The 21,603-nt window shown below is 64.7% G+C and carries 12 protein-coding genes and 3 rRNA genes; all 15 read left to right on the forward strand.

What is annotated here, in order from left to right:
• Positions 1–92 precede the first annotated feature (92 nt).
• Positions 93–2,333 carry a HelD family protein gene (locus tag K254_RS0103030; protein ID WP_026554140.1) on the forward strand — a complete coding sequence of 747 codons (2,241 nt, stop codon included), beginning with the start codon at positions 93–95 and terminating at the stop codon, positions 2,331–2,333.
• 114 nt (positions 2,334–2,447) lie between these two features.
• Entirely contained in the window at positions 2,448–3,761 is a 1,314-nt protein-coding gene (gene tyrS, locus K254_RS0103035; protein WP_026554141.1) for a tyrosine--tRNA ligase, read from the forward strand.
• A 563-nt stretch (positions 3,762–4,324) separates the two neighbouring features.
• A 16S ribosomal RNA gene (locus tag K254_RS0103040) occupies positions 4,325–5,851 on the forward strand.
• Positions 5,852–6,376: 525 nt separating this feature from the next.
• Positions 6,377–9,507 (forward strand): 23S ribosomal RNA (locus tag K254_RS0103045).
• Between the two features lie 249 nt (positions 9,508–9,756).
• Positions 9,757–9,873, forward strand: a 5S ribosomal RNA gene (rrf, locus tag K254_RS0103050).
• Together the 16S, 23S and 5S rRNA genes form the textbook arrangement of a ribosomal RNA operon.
• Positions 9,874–10,165: 292 nt before the next feature.
• Positions 10,166–10,657 (forward strand): SRPBCC domain-containing protein, encoded by a 492-nt coding sequence (locus K254_RS25590; protein ID WP_026554142.1) that lies wholly within the window; start codon positions 10,166–10,168, stop codon positions 10,655–10,657.
• 112 nt (positions 10,658–10,769) lie between these two features.
• The gene (locus tag K254_RS26085; protein WP_231391727.1) at positions 10,770–13,265 is read left to right on the forward strand and encodes a hypothetical protein; all 2,496 of its coding nucleotides are present in this window, start codon (positions 10,770–10,772) and stop codon (positions 13,263–13,265) included.
• Positions 13,258–14,280 carry an HAD-IIA family hydrolase gene (locus K254_RS0103065; protein WP_026554143.1) on the forward strand — a complete coding sequence of 341 codons (1,023 nt, stop codon included), beginning with the start codon at positions 13,258–13,260 and terminating at the stop codon, positions 14,278–14,280. The genes K254_RS26085 and K254_RS0103065 overlap by 8 nt, the downstream gene beginning before the upstream one ends.
• On the forward strand, positions 14,273–14,494 hold the full coding sequence (locus tag K254_RS21470) for a hypothetical protein (protein ID WP_035748940.1): 222 nt from the start codon (positions 14,273–14,275) through the stop codon (positions 14,492–14,494). The genes K254_RS0103065 and K254_RS21470 overlap by 8 nt, the downstream gene beginning before the upstream one ends.
• A gap of 3 nt (positions 14,495–14,497) precedes the next feature.
• Positions 14,498–15,304, forward strand: coding sequence for a TlyA family RNA methyltransferase (locus K254_RS0103075; RefSeq protein WP_026554144.1), 807 nt, complete (start codon positions 14,498–14,500; stop codon positions 15,302–15,304).
• Positions 15,305–15,367: 63 nt separating this feature from the next.
• Complete coding sequence (locus K254_RS0103080) at positions 15,368–16,393, forward strand: NAD kinase (protein WP_026554145.1); 1,026 nt, start codon at positions 15,368–15,370, stop codon at positions 16,391–16,393.
• Complete coding sequence (recN, locus tag K254_RS0103085) at positions 16,390–18,105, forward strand: DNA repair protein RecN (RefSeq protein WP_026554146.1); 1,716 nt, start codon at positions 16,390–16,392, stop codon at positions 18,103–18,105. The genes K254_RS0103080 and recN overlap by 4 nt, the downstream gene beginning before the upstream one ends.
• A 69-nt stretch (positions 18,106–18,174) precedes the next feature.
• A complete protein-coding gene (locus K254_RS0103090) occupies positions 18,175–19,881 on the forward strand; it encodes a CTP synthase (RefSeq protein WP_026554147.1) in 1,707 nt (568 codons plus the stop codon).
• A gap of 3 nt (positions 19,882–19,884) precedes the next feature.
• A complete protein-coding gene (locus K254_RS0103095; RefSeq protein WP_081709856.1) occupies positions 19,885–20,589 on the forward strand; it encodes an NUDIX domain-containing protein in 705 nt (234 codons plus the stop codon).
• A complete protein-coding gene (locus K254_RS0103100) occupies positions 20,586–21,590 on the forward strand; it encodes a site-specific tyrosine recombinase XerD (protein ID WP_051388737.1) in 1,005 nt (334 codons plus the stop codon). Before K254_RS0103095 ends, K254_RS0103100 begins: the two co-directional genes overlap by 4 nt.
• Positions 21,591–21,603: the final 13 nt, after the last annotated feature.

The raw sequence follows: 21,603 nt of genomic DNA on the forward strand, positions 1-21,603 counted from the left end.
CGTTCCGCCGCCAGCGTAGCCACGGGTAGGCATAAATTCATCTGAATGGCTATAGAATGGACGGTCCGCCTTTTGCGAAGGGATCGTAAGTAATGCATGATGCTGAACTCGCCCACGAACGTGACTACGTTGCGGGCCTGTACCACCGCCTAGATGAGCTGCGCACCGAGAAAACGGTCCAGCTGGAACAGGTGCGCCGCACCACGTCCATGGGCTCCCACCAGAACCGCTCCGAGCGTGACGCCTTTGCCACGCTCTATGAGGACCGGCTGGCGCAGTTGAATGCCGTTGACGACCGGCTGGTCTTTGGCCGCCTTGACCTGGACTCAGGTGAACAGCGCTACATCGGCCGCATTGGGCTCTCCACCGATGATCTGCGCCAGTTGATGGTGGACTGGCGCGCGCCCGAGGCCGGCACCTTCTACCAGGCCACCGCGTTTGAGCGCCAGGGTGTGCGCCGCCGCCGGCACCTGATCCTGCAGGGCCGCAACGTCAAGGCGATCGAGGACGACGTTCTGGATTCCTCGATGCTGGCCGAATCCGAATCCCTCCAGGGTGAGGGCGCCCTGCTGGCGGCGTTGAACTCCAAGCGCACCGGCCGCATGAGCGACATCGTGGGCACCATCCAGGCTGAGCAGGACCGCATCATCCGCTCGCCCCTGTCCGGTGCACTGGTGGTCCAGGGTGGACCCGGCACCGGTAAGACGGCCGTTGCCCTGCATCGCGCCGCCTACCTGCTCTACACGCACCGCGATCGGCTCAAGAGCGCCGGCGTGCTGCTGGTGGGCCCCTCCAGCGCCTTCATGAAGTACATCGAACGCGTGCTGCCCTCCCTGGGTGAGACCGGCGTGGTCATGGCCAGCATGGGCCGGCTGATGCCGGGCATCGCGGCGACGGCTGATGAGGATCCTGCCGTGGCCGAGGTCAAGGGCCGTCTGGTGATGGCCGACGTCATCCGCAATGCCGTCACCAACCGCCAGCGGATCCCCGCCGCGGACATGAGGCTGAACGTCGAGGGCACCACCCTGGTCCTGACGCAGCGGCAGGTCCGCCGCGCCCGGGACAAGGCACGTGCCACCGGCAAGCAGCACAACGAGGCCCGCACCACCTTTGTGAAGATTCTGCTGCGCGAGCTGACGGACCAGCTCCGCGAGCACATCGAGGCATCCGGCGCCGGCAACACGGCCGACCGTTCCTACCTCTCCGAGGATGTGCGCCAGGCCCGCGACGTCCGTGTGGCCCTGAACCTGTGCTGGATGCCGCTGTCGGCCAAGAAGCTGGTGTCCGAGCTCTTCGCCAAGGACGCCATCCTGAACTACTCGGCCCCCATGCTCTCCGACGCGGACAAGGCACTGCTCAAGCGCCCGCTCGGTTCACCGTGGACCGAGGGCGACGTGCCGCTGCTGGATGAGGCCGCCGAGCTGTTGGGCGAGCTGGATGCCACGGGTGGGCGCGACGAAGCCGCCCACGATGCCCAGCACAAGCGCGACGTCGAGAACGCCAAGCGCGCCATCGACAATATGACAGCGTTGATGGCCGATTCCGGCGTCGACGGCGTGCTGACCGCCGAGGAACTGGTGGACCACAACGAGGTTCGCGACAACTCGATGACCAGCGCCGAGCGCGCCATGGGCGACCGCAATTGGGCCTACGGCCACATTGTGGTGGACGAGGCCCAGGAGCTTTCGCCCATGCAGTGGCGCCTGCTGGTGCGCCGCTGCCCGGTGAAGTCCTTCACCATCGTCGGCGACATCGCCCAGACCAGCTCCGCCTCCGGCGCCAACTCCTGGCAGCAGGCCCTGGGCCCGTTCATGGGGGACCGCTGGGCATTGGAGGAGCTGACGGTGAACTACCGCACGCCCTCGCAGATTGCCGAGGCCGCCGTGCGCATGGCCAATGCTGCAGGCGCCGTGGTGTCCGCCCCCAAGGCTGTCCGCGAGGGCCGCTGGGGGCCGATCATCGACCGCGTGGGTGGCGACGAGCTGCTCTCGACTCTTGTCGACGTGCTGCCGCAGGAACTGGCGGCACTGGAGGGTGGTCTGCTGGCCATCATCACCACGCACTCCCAGGTGGCTGCAACGGCCGCCGCGGTGAAGGCCGTCTACGGCCGGCGCGTCGGCCATGGTGCCGGGTCGCTGGAACAGGACATTGTGGTGATGGACCCGCACGAGGCCAAGGGTCTGGAGTTCGACGGCGTCGTCATCATCGAGCCGTCCGCCCTGCTGCACGCCGCCTCGGGCCGGGTGGGGGACCTGTACGTCTCCATGACCCGCCCCACCCAGCGCCTGCGCCTGATCACCTCCACCGCACTGCCGGCAGGGATCGAGGCCTAGCCTCCCGGCACCTCCGCCTGCTCTGAACGACGACGGCGCCCGCACCCTACGCAAAAGGTTGCGGGCGCCGTCGTCGTAAGGGATTTGGTGCCGCGGGCTGGTAGTTTTGACGGTGTGTCAGCGCATACAGAAACCACAGCCCAAACGAACGATCCCAGCTTCGCCAACATCTGGCAGGAACTGAAGTGGCGCGGCCTGGTCCAGGTCTCCACCGATGAAGCCGAGTTGGAAAAACTGCTTGCCGGCGAGCCGATCACCTATTACTGCGGCTTTGATCCGACGGCGCCGAGCCTGCACCTGGGCAACCTGGTCCAGCTGCTGACCATGCGCCGCCTCCAGCTGGCCGGCCACAAGCCGCTGGGCCTCGTCGGCGGATCCACCGGTCTGGTGGGGGATCCGCGCCCCACGGCCGAGCGCACCATGAACACCAAGGAGACGGTGGGCGAGTGGGTGGGCTACCTTCAGAGCCAGGTCCAGCGCTTCCTCTCCTTTGAGGGCGACAACGCCGCACGCATGGTGAACAACCTCGACTGGACAGCTCCGATGAGCGCCATCGACTTCCTGCGCGACATTGGCAAGTACTACCGCGTGGGCACCATGATCAAGAAGGACATCGTCGCCTCGCGCCTGAACTCGGACGAGGGCATCAGCTACGCCGAGTTCAGCTACCAGATCCTGCAGGGCATGGACTACCTGGAACTGTTCCGCAGCTACAACTGCGTGCTGCAGCAGGGCGGCTCGGACCAGTGGGGCAACCTGACCAGTGGCACCGACCTGATCCGCAAGGTGGAGGGCAAGAGCGTCCACGCCCTGGGTACGCCGCTGATCACCAACTCCGACGGCACCAAGTTCGGCAAGAGCGAGGGCAACGCCATCTGGCTCGACGCCGCCATGTGCAGCCCGTTTGAGATGTACCAGTTCTGGCTCAACACCACCGATGCCGATGTGGTGGACCGGCTGAAGGTCTTCACCTTCCTCAGCCGTGCCGAGATCGAGGAGCAGGCAGCGGCCGTGGCCGAGCGCCCGCAGGCACGCCAGGCCCAGCGCACCCTCGCCTTCCTTGTCACCTCGCTGGTCCACGGTGAAGACGCCACCCAGAAGGTCATCGATGCCTCGGCCGCACTGTTCGGCCAGGGCGATCTGGCAGTGCTGGATGCCGCCACGCTGGAATCCGCCACCAAGGAGCTTCCGCGGGCCACCGTGGCTGCCGATGCCCTGGGGATCGTGGAGCTGTTGGTGGCCTCGGGTCTGTCGGCAAGCAACTCCGCCGCCCGCCGCACCATTGGCGAAGGCGGCGCCTACGTGAACAACGTCAAGATCACCGACCCCGACGCCGTGATTGCCGGCAGTGAACTGTTGGCCGAGAAGTACTTGTTGATGCGCCGCGGAAAGCGGACGCTGGCCATGGTGGAGGTAGCCAACGGCTGACCAGCCAGCTGGCTGTATTGGCCGGTCCTTCGAGGCCGGCAACCCTCCACTGGGGGAGTGCACCGATGCCCGGGCGGCGCGATTTGCGCCGACCCGGGCATCGGTGTATTGTTTTCTGAGTCGCCTGCAGGGCTGGCCGCCGGATCCAAAGATCGGGCGCCGAATGCGGCGGTGACAATCTTCCAAAAAATCCCCGAATTCTAGCGGATTTGTCGTCTGACAAACCGCTTGAACGGCAGGATGGATTGGTTTCAAATGAATTCGATGTGACGAGCGGCACGAACTGCCGATTAGACATATGAATTCAAATGAAATAAGCTGTAAACATCGCAGCGACGGAAAAGCTAAAGCGAAACAAAAGCTTAGTGAAGTAACTCGTATGTGTCTGTTGTTTGAGAACTCAATAGTGTGCCAAGTTTTATTGATACCAATCATTTATTAATTGGTTATCTGGACCGTTGGCCCCACCCCCGTGGTGGCGGCGGTCCGTTTAGCTGGTTTCAAATTTAGTGCACCACCACCTGCTCCTTTTCCGGGCGGTGGGGGTGTGTCTGTAATAAACATTTATGGAGAGTTTGATCCTGGCTCAGGATGAACGCTGGCGGCGTGCTTAACACATGCAAGTCGAACGATGACCCCCAGCTTGCTGGGGTGATTAGTGGCGAACGGGTGAGTAACACGTGAGTAACCTGCCCTTAACTCTGGGATAAGCCTGGGAAACCGGGTCTAATACCGGATATTTACCCTCCACCGCATGGTGTGGGGGTGGAAAGCCTTGTGCGGTTTTGGATGGACTCGCGGCCTATCAGCTTGTTGGTGAGGTAATGGCTCACCAAGGCGACGACGGGTAGCCGGCCTGAGAGGGTGACCGGCCACACTGGGACTGAGACACGGCCCAGACTCCTACGGGAGGCAGCAGTGGGGAATATTGCACAATGGGCGAAAGCCTGATGCAGCGACGCCGCGTGAGGGATGACGGCCTTCGGGTTGTAAACCTCTTTCAGTAGGGAAGAAGCGAAAGTGACGGTACCTGCAGAAGAAGCGCCGGCTAACTACGTGCCAGCAGCCGCGGTAATACGTAGGGCGCAAGCGTTATCCGGAATTATTGGGCGTAAAGAGCTCGTAGGCGGTTTGTCGCGTCTGCCGTGAAAGTCCGGGGCTCAACCCCGGATCTGCGGTGGGTACGGGCAGACTAGAGTGATGTAGGGGAGACTGGAATTCCTGGTGTAGCGGTGAAATGCGCAGATATCAGGAGGAACACCGATGGCGAAGGCAGGTCTCTGGGCATTAACTGACGCTGAGGAGCGAAAGCATGGGGAGCGAACAGGATTAGATACCCTGGTAGTCCATGCCGTAAACGTTGGGCACTAGGTGTGGGGGACATTCCACGTTTTCCGCGCCGTAGCTAACGCATTAAGTGCCCCGCCTGGGGAGTACGGCCGCAAGGCTAAAACTCAAAGGAATTGACGGGGGCCCGCACAAGCGGCGGAGCATGCGGATTAATTCGATGCAACGCGAAGAACCTTACCAAGGCTTGACATGAACCGGAAACGCCTGGAAACAGGCGCCCCACTTGTGGTCGGTTTACAGGTGGTGCATGGTTGTCGTCAGCTCGTGTCGTGAGATGTTGGGTTAAGTCCCGCAACGAGCGCAACCCTCGTTCCATGTTGCCAGCGGGTTATGCCGGGGACTCATGGGAGACTGCCGGGGTCAACTCGGAGGAAGGTGGGGACGACGTCAAATCATCATGCCCCTTATGTCTTGGGCTTCACGCATGCTACAATGGCCGGTACAAAGGGTTGCGATACTGTGAGGTGGAGCTAATCCCAAAAAGCCGGTCTCAGTTCGGATTGGGGTCTGCAACTCGACCCCATGAAGTCGGAGTCGCTAGTAATCGCAGATCAGCAACGCTGCGGTGAATACGTTCCCGGGCCTTGTACACACCGCCCGTCAAGTCACGAAAGTTGGTAACACCCGAAGCCGGTGGCCTAACCCCTTGTGGGAGGGAGCTGTCGAAGGTGGGACTGGCGATTGGGACTAAGTCGTAACAAGGTAGCCGTACCGGAAGGTGCGGCTGGATCACCTCCTTTCTAAGGAGCACCAAGCACCCACGCCCCGACGCATGTTGGTGGTGGTGGTGTGAGGAAGCAAAGCCCATTGCGAGAACGCAAGTTTCTCGGTGGGTGCTCAAGGGTGGAATATCAATGAAGCAGACCCCTGGTGGGTGGCACCGGTCGTCCCAGTACGAATGCTGCGCTTGCGCAGGGTTCTGGAAGAGACATCGACCGGTGGCTCCCTGATGGGAATCGTTTGGCACACTGTTGGGTCCTGAGGCAACAGGAACCCGCCGCGCTGAAAGGCACGGCTGGTTGGTTGTTGGCTTGGTTTCCTGCGCACGACCCCTTCCCGGGTCGCACCGCACACCTTCAGGGGTGTGCCGGTTCCGGGTGGTGGTGTGTGACGGGGTTGTTGGTTGAGAACTACATAGTGGACGCGAGCATCTTATAAAGGAAGCAATTTCTTATGAGTTGATGAACCTGGATCTGGCACACACGTGTGTGTGCTTGTTTTCATGGTTCTCTCGAATAATTATTTTGAATTCTGTGATCTTTAGTGGTCAAGTTTTTAAGAGCACACGGTGGATGCCTTGGCATTAGGAGCCGAAGAAGGACGTAGGAATCTGCGATAAGCCTCGGGGAGTTGATAACCGAACGGTGATCCGAGGATGTCCGAATGGGGAAACCCCGCCACGCGCTGCAAGGTGACGTGGTGACCCATGCCTGAACACATAGGGCATGTGGAGGGAACGTGGGGAAGTGAAACATCTCAGTACCCACAGGAAGAGAAAACAATAGTGATTCCGTCAGTAGTGGCGAGCGAACGCGGACGAGGCTAAACCGGTCCATGTGTGATAGCCGGCGGGCGTTGCATGGTCGGGGTTGTGGGACTTTCCATTCCAGTTCTGCCGGACTGGTGAGGTGAGAGTGTAGGCATAGGTGAACGGTCTTGAAAGGCCGACCGGAGAGGGTGCAAGTCCCGTAACCGAAATGCTTGTTACACCGCCTGGAGAGTATCCCAAGTAGCACGGGGCCCGAGAAATCCCGTGCGAATCTGTCAGGACCACCTGATAAGCCTAAATACTACCTAATGACCGATAGCGGACAAGTACCGTGAGGGAAAGGTGAAAAGTACCCCGGGAGGGGAGTGAAATAGTACCTGAAACCGTGTGCTTACAAACCGTCAGAGCAGGCTTGGTTCCTGTGATGGCGTGCCTTTTGAAGAATGAGCCTGCGAGTTAGTGTTACGTCGCGAGGTTAACCCGTGTGGGGAAGCCGTAGCGAAAGCGAGTCTGAATAGGGCGAGTGAGTGGCGTGATCTAGACCCGAAGCGAAGTGATCTACCCATGGCCAGGTTGAAGCGACGGTAAGACGTCGTGGAGGACCGAACCCACTTCAGTTGAAAATGGAGGGGATGAGCTGTGGGTAGGGGTGAAAGGCCAATCAAACTTCGTGATAGCTGGTTCTCCCCGAAATGCATTTAGGTGCAGCGTTGCGTGTTTCTTGCCGGAGGTAGAGCTACTGGATGGCCGATGGGCCCTACAAGGTTACTGACGTCAGCCAAACTCCGAATGCCGGCAAGTGAGAGCGCAGCAGTGAGACTGTGGGGGATAAGCTTCATAGTCGAGAGGGAAACAGCCCAGACCACCAACTAAGGCCCCTAAGCGTGTGCTAAGTGGGAAAGGATGTGGGATTGCGAAGACAACCAGGAGGTTGGCTTAGAAGCAGCCACCCTTAAAAGAGTGCGTAATAGCTCACTGGTCAAGTGATTCCGCGCCGACAATGTAGCGGGGCTCAAGTACACCGCCGAAGTTGTGGATTTCGTATAGTAGACAAGCCTTCGTGGTTCAGTCGTACGGAGTGGTAGGGGAGCGTCGTGTGGGCAGTGAAGTCGCGGTGTAAACCAGCGGTGGAGCCCACACGAGTGAGAATGCAGGCATGAGTAGCGAAAGACGGGTGAGAAACCCGTCCGCCGAATGATCAAGGGTTCCAGGGTCAAGCTAATCTGCCCTGGGTAAGTCGGGACCTAAGGCGAGGCCGACAGGCGTAGTCGATGGACAACGGGTTGATATTCCCGTACCGGCGAAAAACCGCCAATACCAAGCAGGGGACACTAACCGCCCGAGACCTGCCCGACCGCCCTTGTGGTGGAAGGGTTTTGGTGGAGCGCGGGACCTGATCCTGGGAGGTAAGCGTATTAACAGGTGTGACGCAGGAAGGTAGCCGAGCCGGGCGATGGTTGTCCCGGTCTAAGGATGTAGGGCGGGCCGTAGGCAAATCCGCGGCCCTTAAATGCCTGAGATCTGATGGGACTCCCGTAAAGGGGGGATTCGGTGATCCTATGCTGCCTAGAAAAGCATCGGCGCGAGGTTTTAGCCGCCCGTACCCCAAACCGACACAGGTGATCAGGTAGAGAATACTAAGGCGATCGAGAGAATTATGGTTAAGGAACTCGGCAAAATGCCCCCGTAACTTCGGGAGAAGGGGGGCCCCACCCGTGATGGAACTTTTCGTTCCGGAGCGGTTCAGGGCCGCAGAGACCAGGGGGAAGCGACTGTTTACTAAAAACACAGGTCCGTGCGAAGTCGCAAGACGATGTATACGGACTGACTCCTGCCCGGTGCTGGAAGGTTAAGAGGACCGGTTAGCCGCAAGGCGAAGCTGAGAATTTAAGCCCCAGTAAACGGCGGTGGTAACTATAACCATCCTAAGGTAGCGAAATTCCTTGTCGGGTAAGTTCCGACCTGCACGAATGGAGTAACGACTTCCCCGCTGTCTCAACCATAAACTCGGCGAAATTGCAGTACGAGTAAAGATGCTCGTTACGCGCAGCAGGACGGAAAGACCCCGAGACCTTTACTATAGTTTGGTATTGGTGTTCGGAGTGGCTTGTGTAGGATAGGTGGGAGACTGTGAAGCTGCAACGCTAGTTGTGGTGGAGTCATCGTTGAAATACCACTCTGGTCACTTTGGACATCTAACTTCGGCCCGTAATCCGGGTCAGGGACAGTGCCTGATGGGTAGTTTAACTGGGGCGGTTGCCTCCTAAAGAGTAACGGAGGCGCCCAAAGGTTCCCTCAGCCTGGTTGGCAATCAGGTGTCGAGTGTAAGTGCACAAGGGAGCTTGACTGTGAGAGAGACATCTCGAGCAGGGACGAAAGTCGGGACTAGTGATCCGGCGGCACATTGTGGAATGGCCGTCGCTCAACGGATAAAAGGTACCTCGGGGATAACAGGCTGATCTTGCCCAAGAGTCCATATCGACGGCATGGTTTGGCACCTCGATGTCGGCTCGTCGCATCCTGGGGCTGGAGTAGGTCCCAAGGGTTGGGCTGTTCGCCCATTAAAGCGGTACGCGAGCTGGGTTTAGAACGTCGTGAGACAGTTCGGTCCCTATCCGCTGCGCGCGCAGGAAATTTGAGAAGGGCTGTCCTTAGTACGAGAGGACCGGGACGGACGAACCTCTGGTGTGTCAGTTGTACTGCCAAGTGCACCGCTGATTAGCTACGTTCGGATGGGATAACCGCTGAAAGCATCTAAGCGGGAAGCTCGCTTCGAGATGAGATTTCCATGGACCTTGTGTCCGAGAGGCTCCCAGCCAGACCACTGGGTTGATAGGCCGGATGTGGAAGCGAGGACTAACGACTCGTGAAGCTGACCGGTACTAATAAGCCGATAACTTACACCACACCCTCCCTGGGTGGACCCGTTCTTCAAAAGGGGTCCACCATTCTTAAGGGGTGGGAAGGTCACTGCATGCTTGCGTCCACTATGTGGTTCCCGACCAACAACTTGTCGTTGTTGGCAGGGGACGAACGCCACACGTTGATCGTGGGATCCTGTTCGGGTCCCGGGTCGGGGTGTGGGATAATTGAATGAAACGTCATCGTTTCCCTAGTTTTCCCCGCCGGGTCCGTCCTGGTGTGTGGAGGTAGAGTTACGGCGGTCATAGCGTGGGGGAAACGCCCGGTCCCATTCCGAACCCGGAAGCTAAGGCCCACAGCGCCGATGGTACTGCACTCGTGAGGGTGTGGGAGAGTAGGACACCGCCGGACAACCATTAAAGGGGGGGCCCCGCACCACTGGTGCGGGGCCCTTCCGCTGTTGATACGCACCCGGCACGGCCCGGGGCACGGGCCGCACCCATTTCATTGAAAATCGCGCCTGTTCGTCATTTTCGCGCCGGATCACCGGGTGCGAAAATGACGAACAGGCGCGATTTTGCGTTTAAGGGGAATCCTGGGCATGGGAAGGCCCGGCGGGTGTGTGGAAAATCATGGTTGCGCGCATGCTCTCTGGGCGAGTGCGCAGGTTCCGGCGGCAGGTGCTGCCCTCTACGCTAGATGCATGTCTTCCTTGTTTTCACATGCAGTGCCTGCCCCAGAAGAGAATGGGCCGGTCCCGGCCCCACGCCGGGCGGCAGTAGCGGTTCCCTGCGATGCCGCCGATGCCTTTGAGGGTTTTACAGAGAACATCCATCTGTGGTGGCCGATGGAGGAAATCAGCGTCACCGGCCACGGCTCGCATGTTGGGTTTGAGAACGGCCAGCTGGTGGAGGAATCGGACCGCGGCCAGGAACACTTGTGGGCCATGGTCAAGGGCTGGGAATCGGCCCAATGGATCGAACTTGCCTGGCAGCTGGAGGGCGATCCGCTGAATCCGACTTTGGTAAAGGTTTCCTTCGACCCCGCCGAGGGTGGCGGCACCGCCGTCGAGCTTGTCCAGGATGGCTGGAAGAGTGGACAGGCCGGCATCGACCAGTACGCGCAGTACTGTGATTGGCCCCTCATCTTGGCCAGGTACGCCCGTTTCATGGGAGCAGCGCCAAGCCTCGACTAGAATGGTAGCTTGGGCCCAAGCGCCCATGGATTTTTGAAGACAAGATTTACATCCATAGTGAAGAGCGGCTGTTACTGTGCCAGTTAGTGCGCTCATAGTTTTAGGAGTCGGCATGGCTGAGCATCACAGCGGTAATCGCGGAGGAAATTCATTCGAGGGACGCGGCAACGACCGCCCCCAGCGCGACGGAGGCAACGGCTTCGGCGGTGCACCCCGCGGCGAGCGTCCTCCGACAAACGACCGCCGCCCCGCAGGCGACCGTCCCGCATATGGCGGCCCCCGCCGCGATGACCGTGGCGCCGGCAACCGCAGCTTCGGTGGGGAGCGGAAACCCTCCACCGACCGTGGCGACCGCCCGTCCTTCGGTGGCGGAGACCGCCGCCCGTCCGGTGGACGCCCTTCGGGCGACCGTCCGTTCAACGACCGTGGCGATCGTGCCTCCTCCGGCGGCGGAGGTGGCGAGCGTCGCGAGTGGCAGCCCCGCGAAGGCGGCGCGCCCCGTGGCGATCGCCCGTCCTTTGGTGGCGGCGACCGCCGCCCGTCCGGTGGACGTCCGTCGGGCGACCGCCCGTCCTATGGTGACCGCGCCCCGCGTGAAGGTGGCGAGCGTCGCGAGTGGCAGCCCCGCGAAGGCGGCGCGCCCCGTGGCGATCGCCCGTCCTTCGGCGGCGGAGCTCCGCGTGGTGACCGTCCGTCCTTTGGTGGCGGCCAGCGCAACGATCGTCCGTCCTTCGGCGGCGGAGACCGCCGCCCGTCGGGCGACCGTCCGTTCAATGACCGTGCCCCCCGTGAGGGTGGCGAGCGTCGTGAGTGGCAGCCCCGCGAAGGCGGCGCGCCCCGCAACGATCGTCCGTCCTTCGGTGGCGGAGACCGCCGTCCCTCGGGCGACCGCCCGTCCTATGGTGACCGCGCCCCGCGCAATGACCGTCCCGCTTTCGGTGGCGGCGACCGTCGCCCGGCTGGTGGACGTCCGTCCGGCGACCGTCCGTCCTACGGTGACCGCGCTCCGCGTGAAGGTGGCGAGCGTCGTGAGTGGCAGCCCCGCGAAGGTGGCGCGCCCCGTGGCGACCGTCCGTCTTTCGGCGGCGGCGACCGTCGCCCCTCGGGCGACCGTCCGTCCTATGGAGACCGCGCACCGCGCAACGATCGTCCGTCCTTTGGTGGCGGAGAGCGCAAGCCCTTCAACGACCGCAACGACCGTCCGTCCTTTGGTGGCGGAGAGCGCAAGCCCTTCAACGACCGCAACGACCGTCCCTCCTTCGGTGGTGGAGACCGCCGTCCCTCGGGCGACCGTCCGTCCTATGGTGACCGTGCCCCGCGTGAAGGTGGCGAGCGTCGTGAATGGCAGCCCCGCGAAGGCGGCGCGCCCCGTGGCGACCGCCCGTCCTTCGGTGGCGGCGACCGCCGCCCCTCGGGCGACCGCCCCTCCTTCAGCGGCGGAGACCGCCGCCCCGCTGGTGGACGCCCCGCTGGCGACCGCCCGTCGTTCGGTGGGGGAGCGCGTCGTGACGACCGTGGCGCCGGCGACCGCAGCTTCGGTGGAGAGCGCAAGTCGTTCAACGACCGCGGCCCGCGCGAGGACCGCCCGGCACCGGTGCGTAATGCCAAGGATCTGCGCAGCGCAAACCGTCCCGACCGTGAGCGTTCCCCCGAGATCGACGAGGACGTTACGGGCGCCGAGCTGGACAAGGTGACCCGGGCACAGCTGCGCACGCTGGAAGAGAAGAACGCCGAGTGGGTCTCCCGGCACCTGGTCATGGCCGGCCGCTTGATGGATGTCGACGCAGAGCTGGCCTTCCAGCACGCGCTGGCCGCCAGCCGCCGCGGTGGCCGCATGGCCGCCGTCCGCGAGGCAGTGGGCCTGACAGCCTACGCCGCCGGCCACTACGGCGAGGCCCTGCGCGAGTTCCGCACCTTCCGCCGCATCAGCGGTTCCAACGAGCACCTGCCCGTGATGGCCGACTGCGAACGCGGTCTGGGCCGTCCGGACCGCGCCCTGGACCTGCTGCGTTCGGAAGAGGCCGAGACCCTCGACGCCGCCGGCAAGGTTGAAGCCGCCATCGTCGCCTCCGGTGCCCGCACCGACCTGGGCGAGCTGGATGCAGCCGTTGCCGCGTTGGAAATCCCGCAGCTGGATCTGAACCGTGCGTTCTCCTACAGCCCCCGCCTGTTCCGCGCCTACGCAGCCGCTCTGGCCGCCGTCGGACGCAATGACGAATCGGCCACTTACGAGCGCCAGGCCGTTGTGGCCGAGGACGCCCTGGGCCTGGGCGAAGACGCTGATCCCTTCATCTTCGACCTGGGCGAAGAGGACGAGCCGGAGCGCAAGCCCCGCAAGCCGCTCCACGACCCGCGCTTCGATGAGAATGGCGAGGCCATCGTCGTCAAGGAAGAGCCGGAGGCCGAGAAGAAGGCCCCGGCCCGCAAGGTCGAGCTGGATGAGGTTGAGTTGGACGACGCCGAGTCGGATTACTTCGAGTCCGACGATGCCGAGTCCGACGAGGACAGCGCCGAGGCCGATGGCGCCGAGGACAACGACGGCGGCGACGAGTCCGTGGACGCTGCCGAGGCATCCGAGAACGAAGAAGGATCCACGCTGAATGACTAATCCACGGCCCGGCGGTGCACTGATCGCCGGTTTTGACGCGGTGCTCTCCGATCTTGACGGCGTGGTGTACGCCGGGCCGCATGCGATTGATGGTGCCGTGGAGGCCCTGCAGCGGTTGGCCGAGGTCAACGTAGCGCTGGGCTATGTCACCAACAACGCCTCGCGGACGCCTGCCCAGGTTGCCGAGCACCTGCGCGAGCTGGGTGCCCCCGCCACGGAGCACCAGGTGGTGAGTTCCGCCCAGGCCGGCGCATCGCTGCTGGCCGGGCGGTTCCCCGCCGGGTCCAAGGTGTTGGTGACGGGCAGCGCGGCGCTGGCGCGTGAGGTGGAAATGGTGGGCATGGTGCCCGTCCGCTCCGCCGACGACGGCGCCGTCGTCGTGATCCAGGGCTTCGACCCCTCGCTCGGCTGGCGGGATCTGGCCGAGGCCGCCTACGCCATTGCCGGCGGGGCCGAGTGGATTGCGACCAACACGGACATGTCCATTCCGCAGGCTCGCGGCATCGCGCCGGGCAATGGCACGCTGGTGGCTGCCGTCAGGGCGGCCACCGGGCGCGAGCCGCTGGTGGCCGGCAAGCCGGAGGCTCTGCTCTTCCACCGGGCGGCCGAGCGGCTCAACTCCACCACACCGCTGGTGGTGGGCGACCGTCTGGACACTGACATTCTGGGCGGCAACAACGCTGGCATGGCCACCGCTGCCGTGCTGACGGGTGTGGACACCATCCAATCGATTCTGGCCGCCCGCACGGCGGAACGCCCCGATTTTGTGCTGCGCACCCTGGACGAGCTCTACCTGCCCTACCCGGTGGTGGAGCGGCGTGGCGCCGGCTTTGGCTGTGGCGGCGCGTTTGCCGCTGCCGACGACGCCGGGCTCCGTGTCACCGGTTCGCCCGACGATTTGGACGCTTGGCGTGCTGCCTGCGCCGCGTGGTGGGCCTTTGTGCCCGACGCCGCCGTGGCGGCCGCGCCGTCGATCACCTGGTTGGCGGCGGAGCCGGAGACCGGTCGTGGCTGATCCGGCTGACATTCCGGGCAACGAGGCGGTTGCAGCAGTGTTCCCCGTCGATGCGGCTGGGACCGGCGACGCCGGTGTCGACGCCGTTCTGGCCGGCGCCTCGGCGCTGGCCGGGACACCGGTGGCTGGGCACACGGCGTTGTACGCCGGACTGCAGCAGGCACTGGCGGCGGAGCTGGATGCCGATCCTGCCGCCCGGATTGCGGAGAGCTAGGCCGTGGCACGACTTGACCAAGAGCTGGTGCGCCGCGCACTGGCCCGCTCCCGCACGCAGGCGGCAACACTGATCGCCGCCGGGCGTGTCAGCGTGGACGGCGCCGTGCAGTCCAAGGCCGCCTTTGCTGTGGCCGACGGCGCGCTTGTCAGCGTGGTGGACGACGGCGGCGAGGAGTACGTTTCCCGGGCCGGCCACAAACTGGCCGGCGCCCTTGACCACTTCCCGCAGGTTGCTGTGGCCGGCCGCCGCTGCCTTGACGCCGGTGCCTCCACCGGAGGATTCACCGATGTGCTGCTGCGCCGCGGTGCCGCCACGGTGCTGGCCGTCGACGTCGGACATGGCCAGTTGGTTCCGCACCTGCGCGAGGACGCCCGCGTGCAGGTGTACGAGGGTCTCAACATCCGCTATATGCACGCCGAGGACATCGGGGGAGCGGCGGATCTGACAGTCTGCGACCTGTCCTTTATTTCCCTGACGCTGGTCATGGGCCCGCTGGCCCTGGCGACACGCCCGGGCGGAGACCTTCTGCTCATGGTCAAGCCGCAGTTCGAGGTGGGCCGCGAACGGCTCAGCCGCACCGGCGTCGTCTCCTCCGAGAACGAGCGGCGCCGTGCCGTGGGCCAGGTGGCCCAGTCGGTGCTGGACTCTGGCCTGCTGCTGCGCGGGCTGGGCATCAGCACGCTGCCCGGCCAGGACGGAAATGTGGAGTATTTTCTCTGGGCAGGGCGGGCGTTGTCCGATGATGCACATAAGATCGAAGAGCACCCAACCAGTGTCGAGGAGCTGCTTTCCGGCGTCTGGCCCTAGGCAGGCCCAACGCTGCGAACACCAGCGCCGTTCCGAGCAGCGCGAGAGAAGAAGGCAGACTCCATGAGCAGGCGCGTATTGATCCTGGCCCACACCGGGCGTGAGGAATCCATGGTCGCCGCGCTGGAGGTTTGCGTCCAACTCCACTCCTCCTCGCTCATCCCTGTGATGTACCAGGACGAGCTCGCCGATATGACGGGCTTCCTGGGCCTGGTGGACGTGCCCATGCAGATCCTGGGCGTGGACGTCGAATTGCAGGACATCGAACTGGTGATGGTCCTCGGCGGCGATGGCACCATCCTCCGCGCCGCCGAGCTGGTGCGCGAGTACGACCTCCCGCTGCTGGGCGTCAATCTGGGCCACGTAGGTTTCCTGGCCGAGAGCGAACGCGCCGATCTGGCGCAGACCGTGGACTGGGTCGTCCGGCGCGAATACACCGTCGAAGAGCGCATGACCCTCGATGTCACCGTCTGGGCACAGGGCACGAAGGTGGCCCACACCTGGGCGTTGAACGAGGTGGCCCTGGAGAAGGGCAACCGGGAGCGCATGATCGAAGTCGTCACGGAGGTCGATGGCCGCCCGTTGAGTTCCTTTGGCTGCGATGGCGTGGTCATGGCCACCCCCACCGGTTCCACGGCCTACGCCTTTTCCGCGGGTGGACCCGTGGTGTGGCCTGAAGTTGAGGCCCTGCTGATGGTGCCGATCAGTGCCCACGCACTCTTCGCCAAGCCGCTGGTGGTCGCACCCACGTCGAAGCTGGCCGTGGAGGTGTTGACCCGCACCGGCGCCCACGGCGTGATGTGGTGCGATGGCCGCCGCACGGTTGACCTGCCGCCGGGCTCCCGCATCGAGGTCACCCGCTCCAACCAGCCGGTCCGCCTGGCACGCACCCACCAGACGCCGTTCTCCGCCCGGCTGGTGAACAAGTTCGAGCTTCCCATCCAGGGCTGGCGCGGCCCGGTTGTCGACGTGGTAACCACGGCCACCCAGCCCATTCCGCTGGTTCCCAACCCCAAACCCAAATCACCCGTGCCGGAACCGGCGGCGCAGGAGAACCAGTCTTTCAGGAGGGCCAAGACCACACCATGATCGAGGAAATCCGCATCCGCGACCTCGGCGTCATCGCCGAATCCACGCTGCCGCTCGGCCCCGGCCTGAGCATCGTCAGCGGTGAGACCGGCGCGGGCAAGACCATGGTGGTCACCGCCGTCGGCCTGCTGCTGGGCAACCGGTCCGACGCCGGGGCGGTGCGCAACGGCGCGAAATCCGCCATGGCCGAGGCCACCGTCCGCCTGCCCGCGGGGCATCCTGCCCTGCTGCGGGCCATTGAGGCCGGGGCCACCGTTGACGAGTTCGACGGCGGCGTGGAGCTGATCCTGGCCCGAACCGTGGGCAGCGACGGACGCAGCCGTGCCCATGTGGGCGGCCGTACGGCCCCTGTGGGCGTGCTGGCGGAACTGGGCGAGCAGCTGGTGGTGGTGCACGGACAGTCGGACCAGATCAGGCTCAAGAGCGCCGCCGCCCAGCGCGAGGCCCTGGACAAATTTGCCGGCGAGGCGGATCCATCCTTCCCCGGGCTGCTGGGGGAGTACCAGCAGATGCACCGGGGCTGGCTGGCCGATGCTGCAACCCTGGAGGAGCTGCGCACCACCAGCCGTGAACGGCTGCGCGAGGCGGAGGCCCTCTCCCTGTCCCTGGCGGAGATCGATGCCGTGGAGCCGGCGCCGGGGGAGGACGACGCCCTGAAGGCGGAGTCCATCAAGCTCTCCAACCTTGAGGCACTGAGGACGGCGTCCCAGCAGGCCCACGAGGCCCTGATCGCCGAGGACTACGCCGAATCCGGTGACGCCACCACGCTGGTGGACACCGCGAAGCGCCTGTTGGAAAACGTGGCCGATTCCGATGAGGAACTGGCCGCTGCCGCCGTCCGGCTGGCCGAGGTGGGCTACCTGCTGGCCGACATCGCCAGGGATCTGGCGGGCTACACCGCCGGCCTGGATACGGACGTCCCGGCCCGCCTGGCGGAAATCGAGGACCGCCGCGGCGCCCTCGCCGTGCTGGTGCGCAAATACGCCCCCTCCATTGACGATGTGCTGGCCTGGGCAGACGCCGCGCGCGAGCGGCTGGCCGAGCTCAGTGACGACTCCGGCCGGATTGAAAAGCTGCAGGAACAGGTGGCCACCGCCGAAAAGGCGCTGGACAAGCTGGCCGCCAAACTGACGGGCATCCGCAAAAAGTCAGCGGCGACGCTGGCCGAGCGCGTCTCGGCGGAGCTGACGGCACTGGCCATGCCCGACGCCAAGCTTGTCATCGAGATGGCTCCGGCCGCCCGCGGCGTCCACGGCGCCGATGAGATAGCGTTCCTGCTCATGCCCCACGCCGGTGCCTCGCCGCGGCCGTTGGGCAAGGGCGCCTCCGGCGGTGAGCTCTCGCGCGTCATGCTGGCCATCGAGGTTGTCCTGGCCGCCGTCGACCCGGTCCCCACCTTCGTGTTCGATGAGGTTGATTCGGGGGTGGGCGGCAAGGCCGCCGTCGAAATCGGCCGCCGGCTGGCCATGCTGGCCCAGCACGTGCAGGTTTTGGTGGTGACGCACCTCCCACAGGTGGCCGCCTTTGCCGACCAGCACATCCGTGTGAGAAAAACCTCAGGAGCGGGTTTCACCTCCAGCGATGTGCTGCTGCTGGACGACGCCGGGCGGGTCAAGGAGCTGGCCAGAATGCTCGCTGGGCAGGAGGATTCCGCCACAGCACAGGCCCACGCGCAGGAATTGCTGGAGGATGCCCGCCACGGCGCGCGCTGATCCGCAGGCCGGCGGACCGGCACAGCGACGATAGACAGGGGAGCCCCCTCCTCCCAACGCCCCTCAAAGATGATAGGCTCGAATTCCGTGGTGCATCGATCAAATTCCCGGTTCAGTGGTCAGTCTCAGACGACCAAACACATCTTCGTCACCGGTGGCGTGGCGTCCTCGCTTGGGAAGGGTCTGACGGCTTCCAGCCTCGGACACCTCCTGCGGGCCCGCGGCCTCTCCGTGACCATGCAAAAGCTGGATCCCTATCTCAATGTGGATCCCGGCACAATGAATCCCTTCCAGCACGGCGAAGTCTTCGTCACCGACGACGGCGCCGAGACCGATCTGGACATTGGACACTACGAGCGCTTCCTGGATGAAAATCTGGAAGGCTCGGCCAACGTGACCACCGGCCAGGTGTACTCCACCGTGATCGCCAAGGAGCGCCGCGGCGAGTACCTCGGCGACACCGTGCAGGTCATCCCGCACATCACCGATGAGATCAAGCGCCGCATGCGTCTGCCCGCCGAGGGCAAGAACGCACCGGATGTCATCATCACGGAAATCGGCGGCACGGTTGGCGACATCGAGTCCCAGCCCTTCCTCGAGTCCGCGCGCCAGGTCCGCCAGGACATCGGCCGCAACAACGTCTTCTTCCTCCACGTGTCCCTGGTGCCGTACATCGGCCCGTCCCAGGAGCTGAAGACCAAGCCCACGCAGCACTCCGTGGCTGCACTGCGTTCGCTGGGCATCGCCCCCGATGCGCTGATCCTGCGTTCGGACCGGGACCTGCCCGACTCCATGCGCGAAAAGATCGGCCGCGCCTGCGACGTCGACGTCGAGGCCGTCATTGGATGCCCGGATGCCCCCAGCATCTACGACATCCCCAAGACGCTCCACGCCCAGGGCCTGGACTCCTACATCGTCCGCTCGCTGGATCTGGCGTTCAAGGACGTTGACTGGACCAAGTGGGACAAGCTGCTCGACGCCGTCCACAACCCGCTGCACCACGTTGAGGTGGCACTGGTTGGCAAGTACATCGACCTGCCGGACGCCTATCTGTCCGTCACCGAGGCCCTGCGCGCCGGTGGCTTCGCCAACCGTGCCAAGGTCAAGATCCGCTGGGTCCCTTCGGACGAGTGCGCCACCGATGAGGGCGCTGCCAAGGCGCTTGAGGGCGTCGACGCCATCTGCGTGCCCGGCGGCTTCGGCATCCGCGGCCTCGAGGGCAAGCTGGGCGCGCTGAAGTTCGCCCGCGAAACCCAGCTCCCGGTCCTGGGCCTGTGCCTGGGGCTGCAGTGCATGGTGATTGAGTACGCCCGCAACGTTGTGGGCCTGGAAGGGGCGTCCTCTTCGGAGTTCGAGCCCGATTCCAAGTTCCCGGTCATTGCCACTATGGAAGAGCAGCTGGACATCGTGGGCGGCAAGGGCGACCTTGGCGGCACCATGCGCCTGGGCCTGTACGACGCGACGCTGCTGGAGGGCTCCGTCATTGCGGAGACCTACGGCCGCACCGATGTCAGCGAACGCCACCGCCACCGCTACGAGGTGAACAACAAGTACCGCGACGAGATTGCTGCTGCGGGCCTGGTGTTCTCCGGCACGTCTCCGGACGGCAAGCTGGTGGAGTTCGTGGAACTGCCCAAGGACGTCCACCCGTACTACGTCTCCACCCAGGCCCACCCGGAACTGAGCTCGCGGCCCACCAAGCCGCACCCGCTCTTTGCCGGCCTGATCGGTGCAGCCCTGGACCGCCAGAGCTCCGCACGCCTGCTGGAAGGCTGATCCATGACCGGTCCTGGTGCACCCACACCGCAGGCCGCCGCGCCCGCCGTCCAGCCTTTGCTGGACGGCGGGGCGGCCCCGGCCGACGAGCTCAGCCCGCGCACGCTGCTGTCCTCCCACACGGTGTACCAGGGCCGGATCTGGAACGTCGTTTCAGACACCTTTGAGCTGGCCGACGGCTCCACGCCGTTGACCCGCGACTACATTGCCCACCCCGGCGCCGTTGCCGTCGTGGTGATGAATGAGCTGGACCAGATCCTGCTCCTGAACCAGTACCGCCACCCCGTGGGCATGACCCTGTGGGAGATCCCGGCCGGCCTGCTCGATGTCGAGGGCGAGGACTTCGTGGTCGGCGCCGCCCGCGAACTCGCCGAAGAGGCGGATCTGGTGGCCGCCGAATGGCACGTGCTGACAGACTTCTTCAATTCCCCAGGCTCCTCCTCGGAGGCCATCAGGCTGTACCTGGCCCGCGGGCTCAGCGAGGTTCCGCTGGAGGACCGCCACATCCGCACCGACGAAGAGGCCGAAATCCAGTTCCGCTGGGTGGACCTGCCCGACGCCGTGGCCGCCGTGCTGGACGGATCGCTGCACAACCCCTCCGCCGTCGTCGGCATTCTGGCCGCTGCCGCAGCCCAGTCCACCGGTTTCTCCTCCCTGCGCCCGGCCAATGCCCCCTGGCCCGCGCACCCCAGCCAGCGCAGCCAGTGACAGGCCCGTCCGGCCAGCAGGCTCCACAGCCGGCCGATGCCCCACCCACCCAGCTGGACCGCGCCCTGGCCGACTATCTGCAGCATGTGGCAGTTGAGCGGGGGCTTGCCGCCAATACGCTGGCCGCGTACCGCCGTGACCTCACCCGCTACCTGGCCTTCCTGGCCGACGCCGGGATCGACAGTCCTGGGGACATCACCCGCGCCCACGTGGGCGCCTTTGCCCGTGCCCTCTCCGACGGCGCCGACGGCGGCAGCGCGCTGGGCGTGCGAAGTGCTGCACGGACCATCGTCTCCGTGCGTGGGCTGCACAAGTTCTGGGCTCTTGAGGGCACCACCCTGGCCGACCCCGCCGCGGACATCCACCCGCCGATGGCCGGCCGGCGCCTGCCCAAGGCCATCAGCGTCGCGGCGGTGACAGCCATTCTGGAGGCCGCAGGCTCCGACACCGCCACCGGCCTGCGGGACCGCGCGCTGCTCGAATTCCTCTATTCCACCGGTGCCCGCATCTCCGAGGCGGTTGGCCTGGACGTGGATGATTTGGCCCTGGGCCCCGGTGACGTCGATGCCGCCGGCGAAGACGCGGGACCGGCCGTGGTGCGGCTGCTTGGCAAGGGCTCGAAGGAGCGGATGGTGCCGCTGGGCTCCTACGGCGTTAGGGCACTGGAGGCGTATCTGGTGCGCGGCCGCGGGCAGCTCGCCGCCAAGGGCAAGGGCACCCCGGCCCTGTTCCTGAACGCCCGCGGTGGACGGATCAGCCGGCAGAGCGCCTGGACCATTCTGAAGACCGCCGCCGAGCGGGCTTCGATCGAGGCAGTTGTCTCCCCGCACACGCTGCGGCATTCCTTCGCCACCCACCTGCTGGAGGGCGGCGCCGACGTCCGCGTGGTGCAGGAGCTTCTGGGCCACGCCTCCGTCACCACCACGCAGGTGTACACGCTGGTCACGGCCGACACCCTGCGCGAGGTCTACGCCGCGGCACACCCCCGCGCCCTGGGCTGACGGCGCAGCGTGC

This window comes from Arthrobacter sp. 35W, from assembly GCF_000482545.1.
GTDB lineage: Bacteria > Actinomycetota > Actinomycetes > Actinomycetales > Micrococcaceae > Specibacter.

Coding starts and splice junctions, on each gene's coding strand:
- K254_RS0103030 (WP_026554140.1), top strand. CDS start 93: ATGCATGATGCTGAACTCGCCCACGAACGTGACTACGTTGCGGGCCTG.
- K254_RS25590 (WP_026554142.1), top strand. CDS start 10,166: ATGTCTTCCTTGTTTTCACATGCAGTGCCTGCCCCAGAAGAGAATGGG.
- K254_RS26085 (WP_231391727.1), top strand. CDS start 10,770: ATGGCTGAGCATCACAGCGGTAATCGCGGAGGAAATTCATTCGAGGGA.
- K254_RS0103065 (WP_026554143.1), top strand. CDS start 13,258: ATGACTAATCCACGGCCCGGCGGTGCACTGATCGCCGGTTTTGACGCG.
- K254_RS0103080 (WP_026554145.1), top strand. CDS start 15,368: ATGAGCAGGCGCGTATTGATCCTGGCCCACACCGGGCGTGAGGAATCC.
- recN (WP_026554146.1), top strand. CDS start 16,390: ATGATCGAGGAAATCCGCATCCGCGACCTCGGCGTCATCGCCGAATCC.
- K254_RS0103090 (WP_026554147.1), top strand. CDS start 18,175: ATGATAGGCTCGAATTCCGTGGTGCATCGATCAAATTCCCGGTTCAGT.
- K254_RS0103095 (WP_081709856.1), top strand. CDS start 19,885: ATGACCGGTCCTGGTGCACCCACACCGCAGGCCGCCGCGCCCGCCGTC.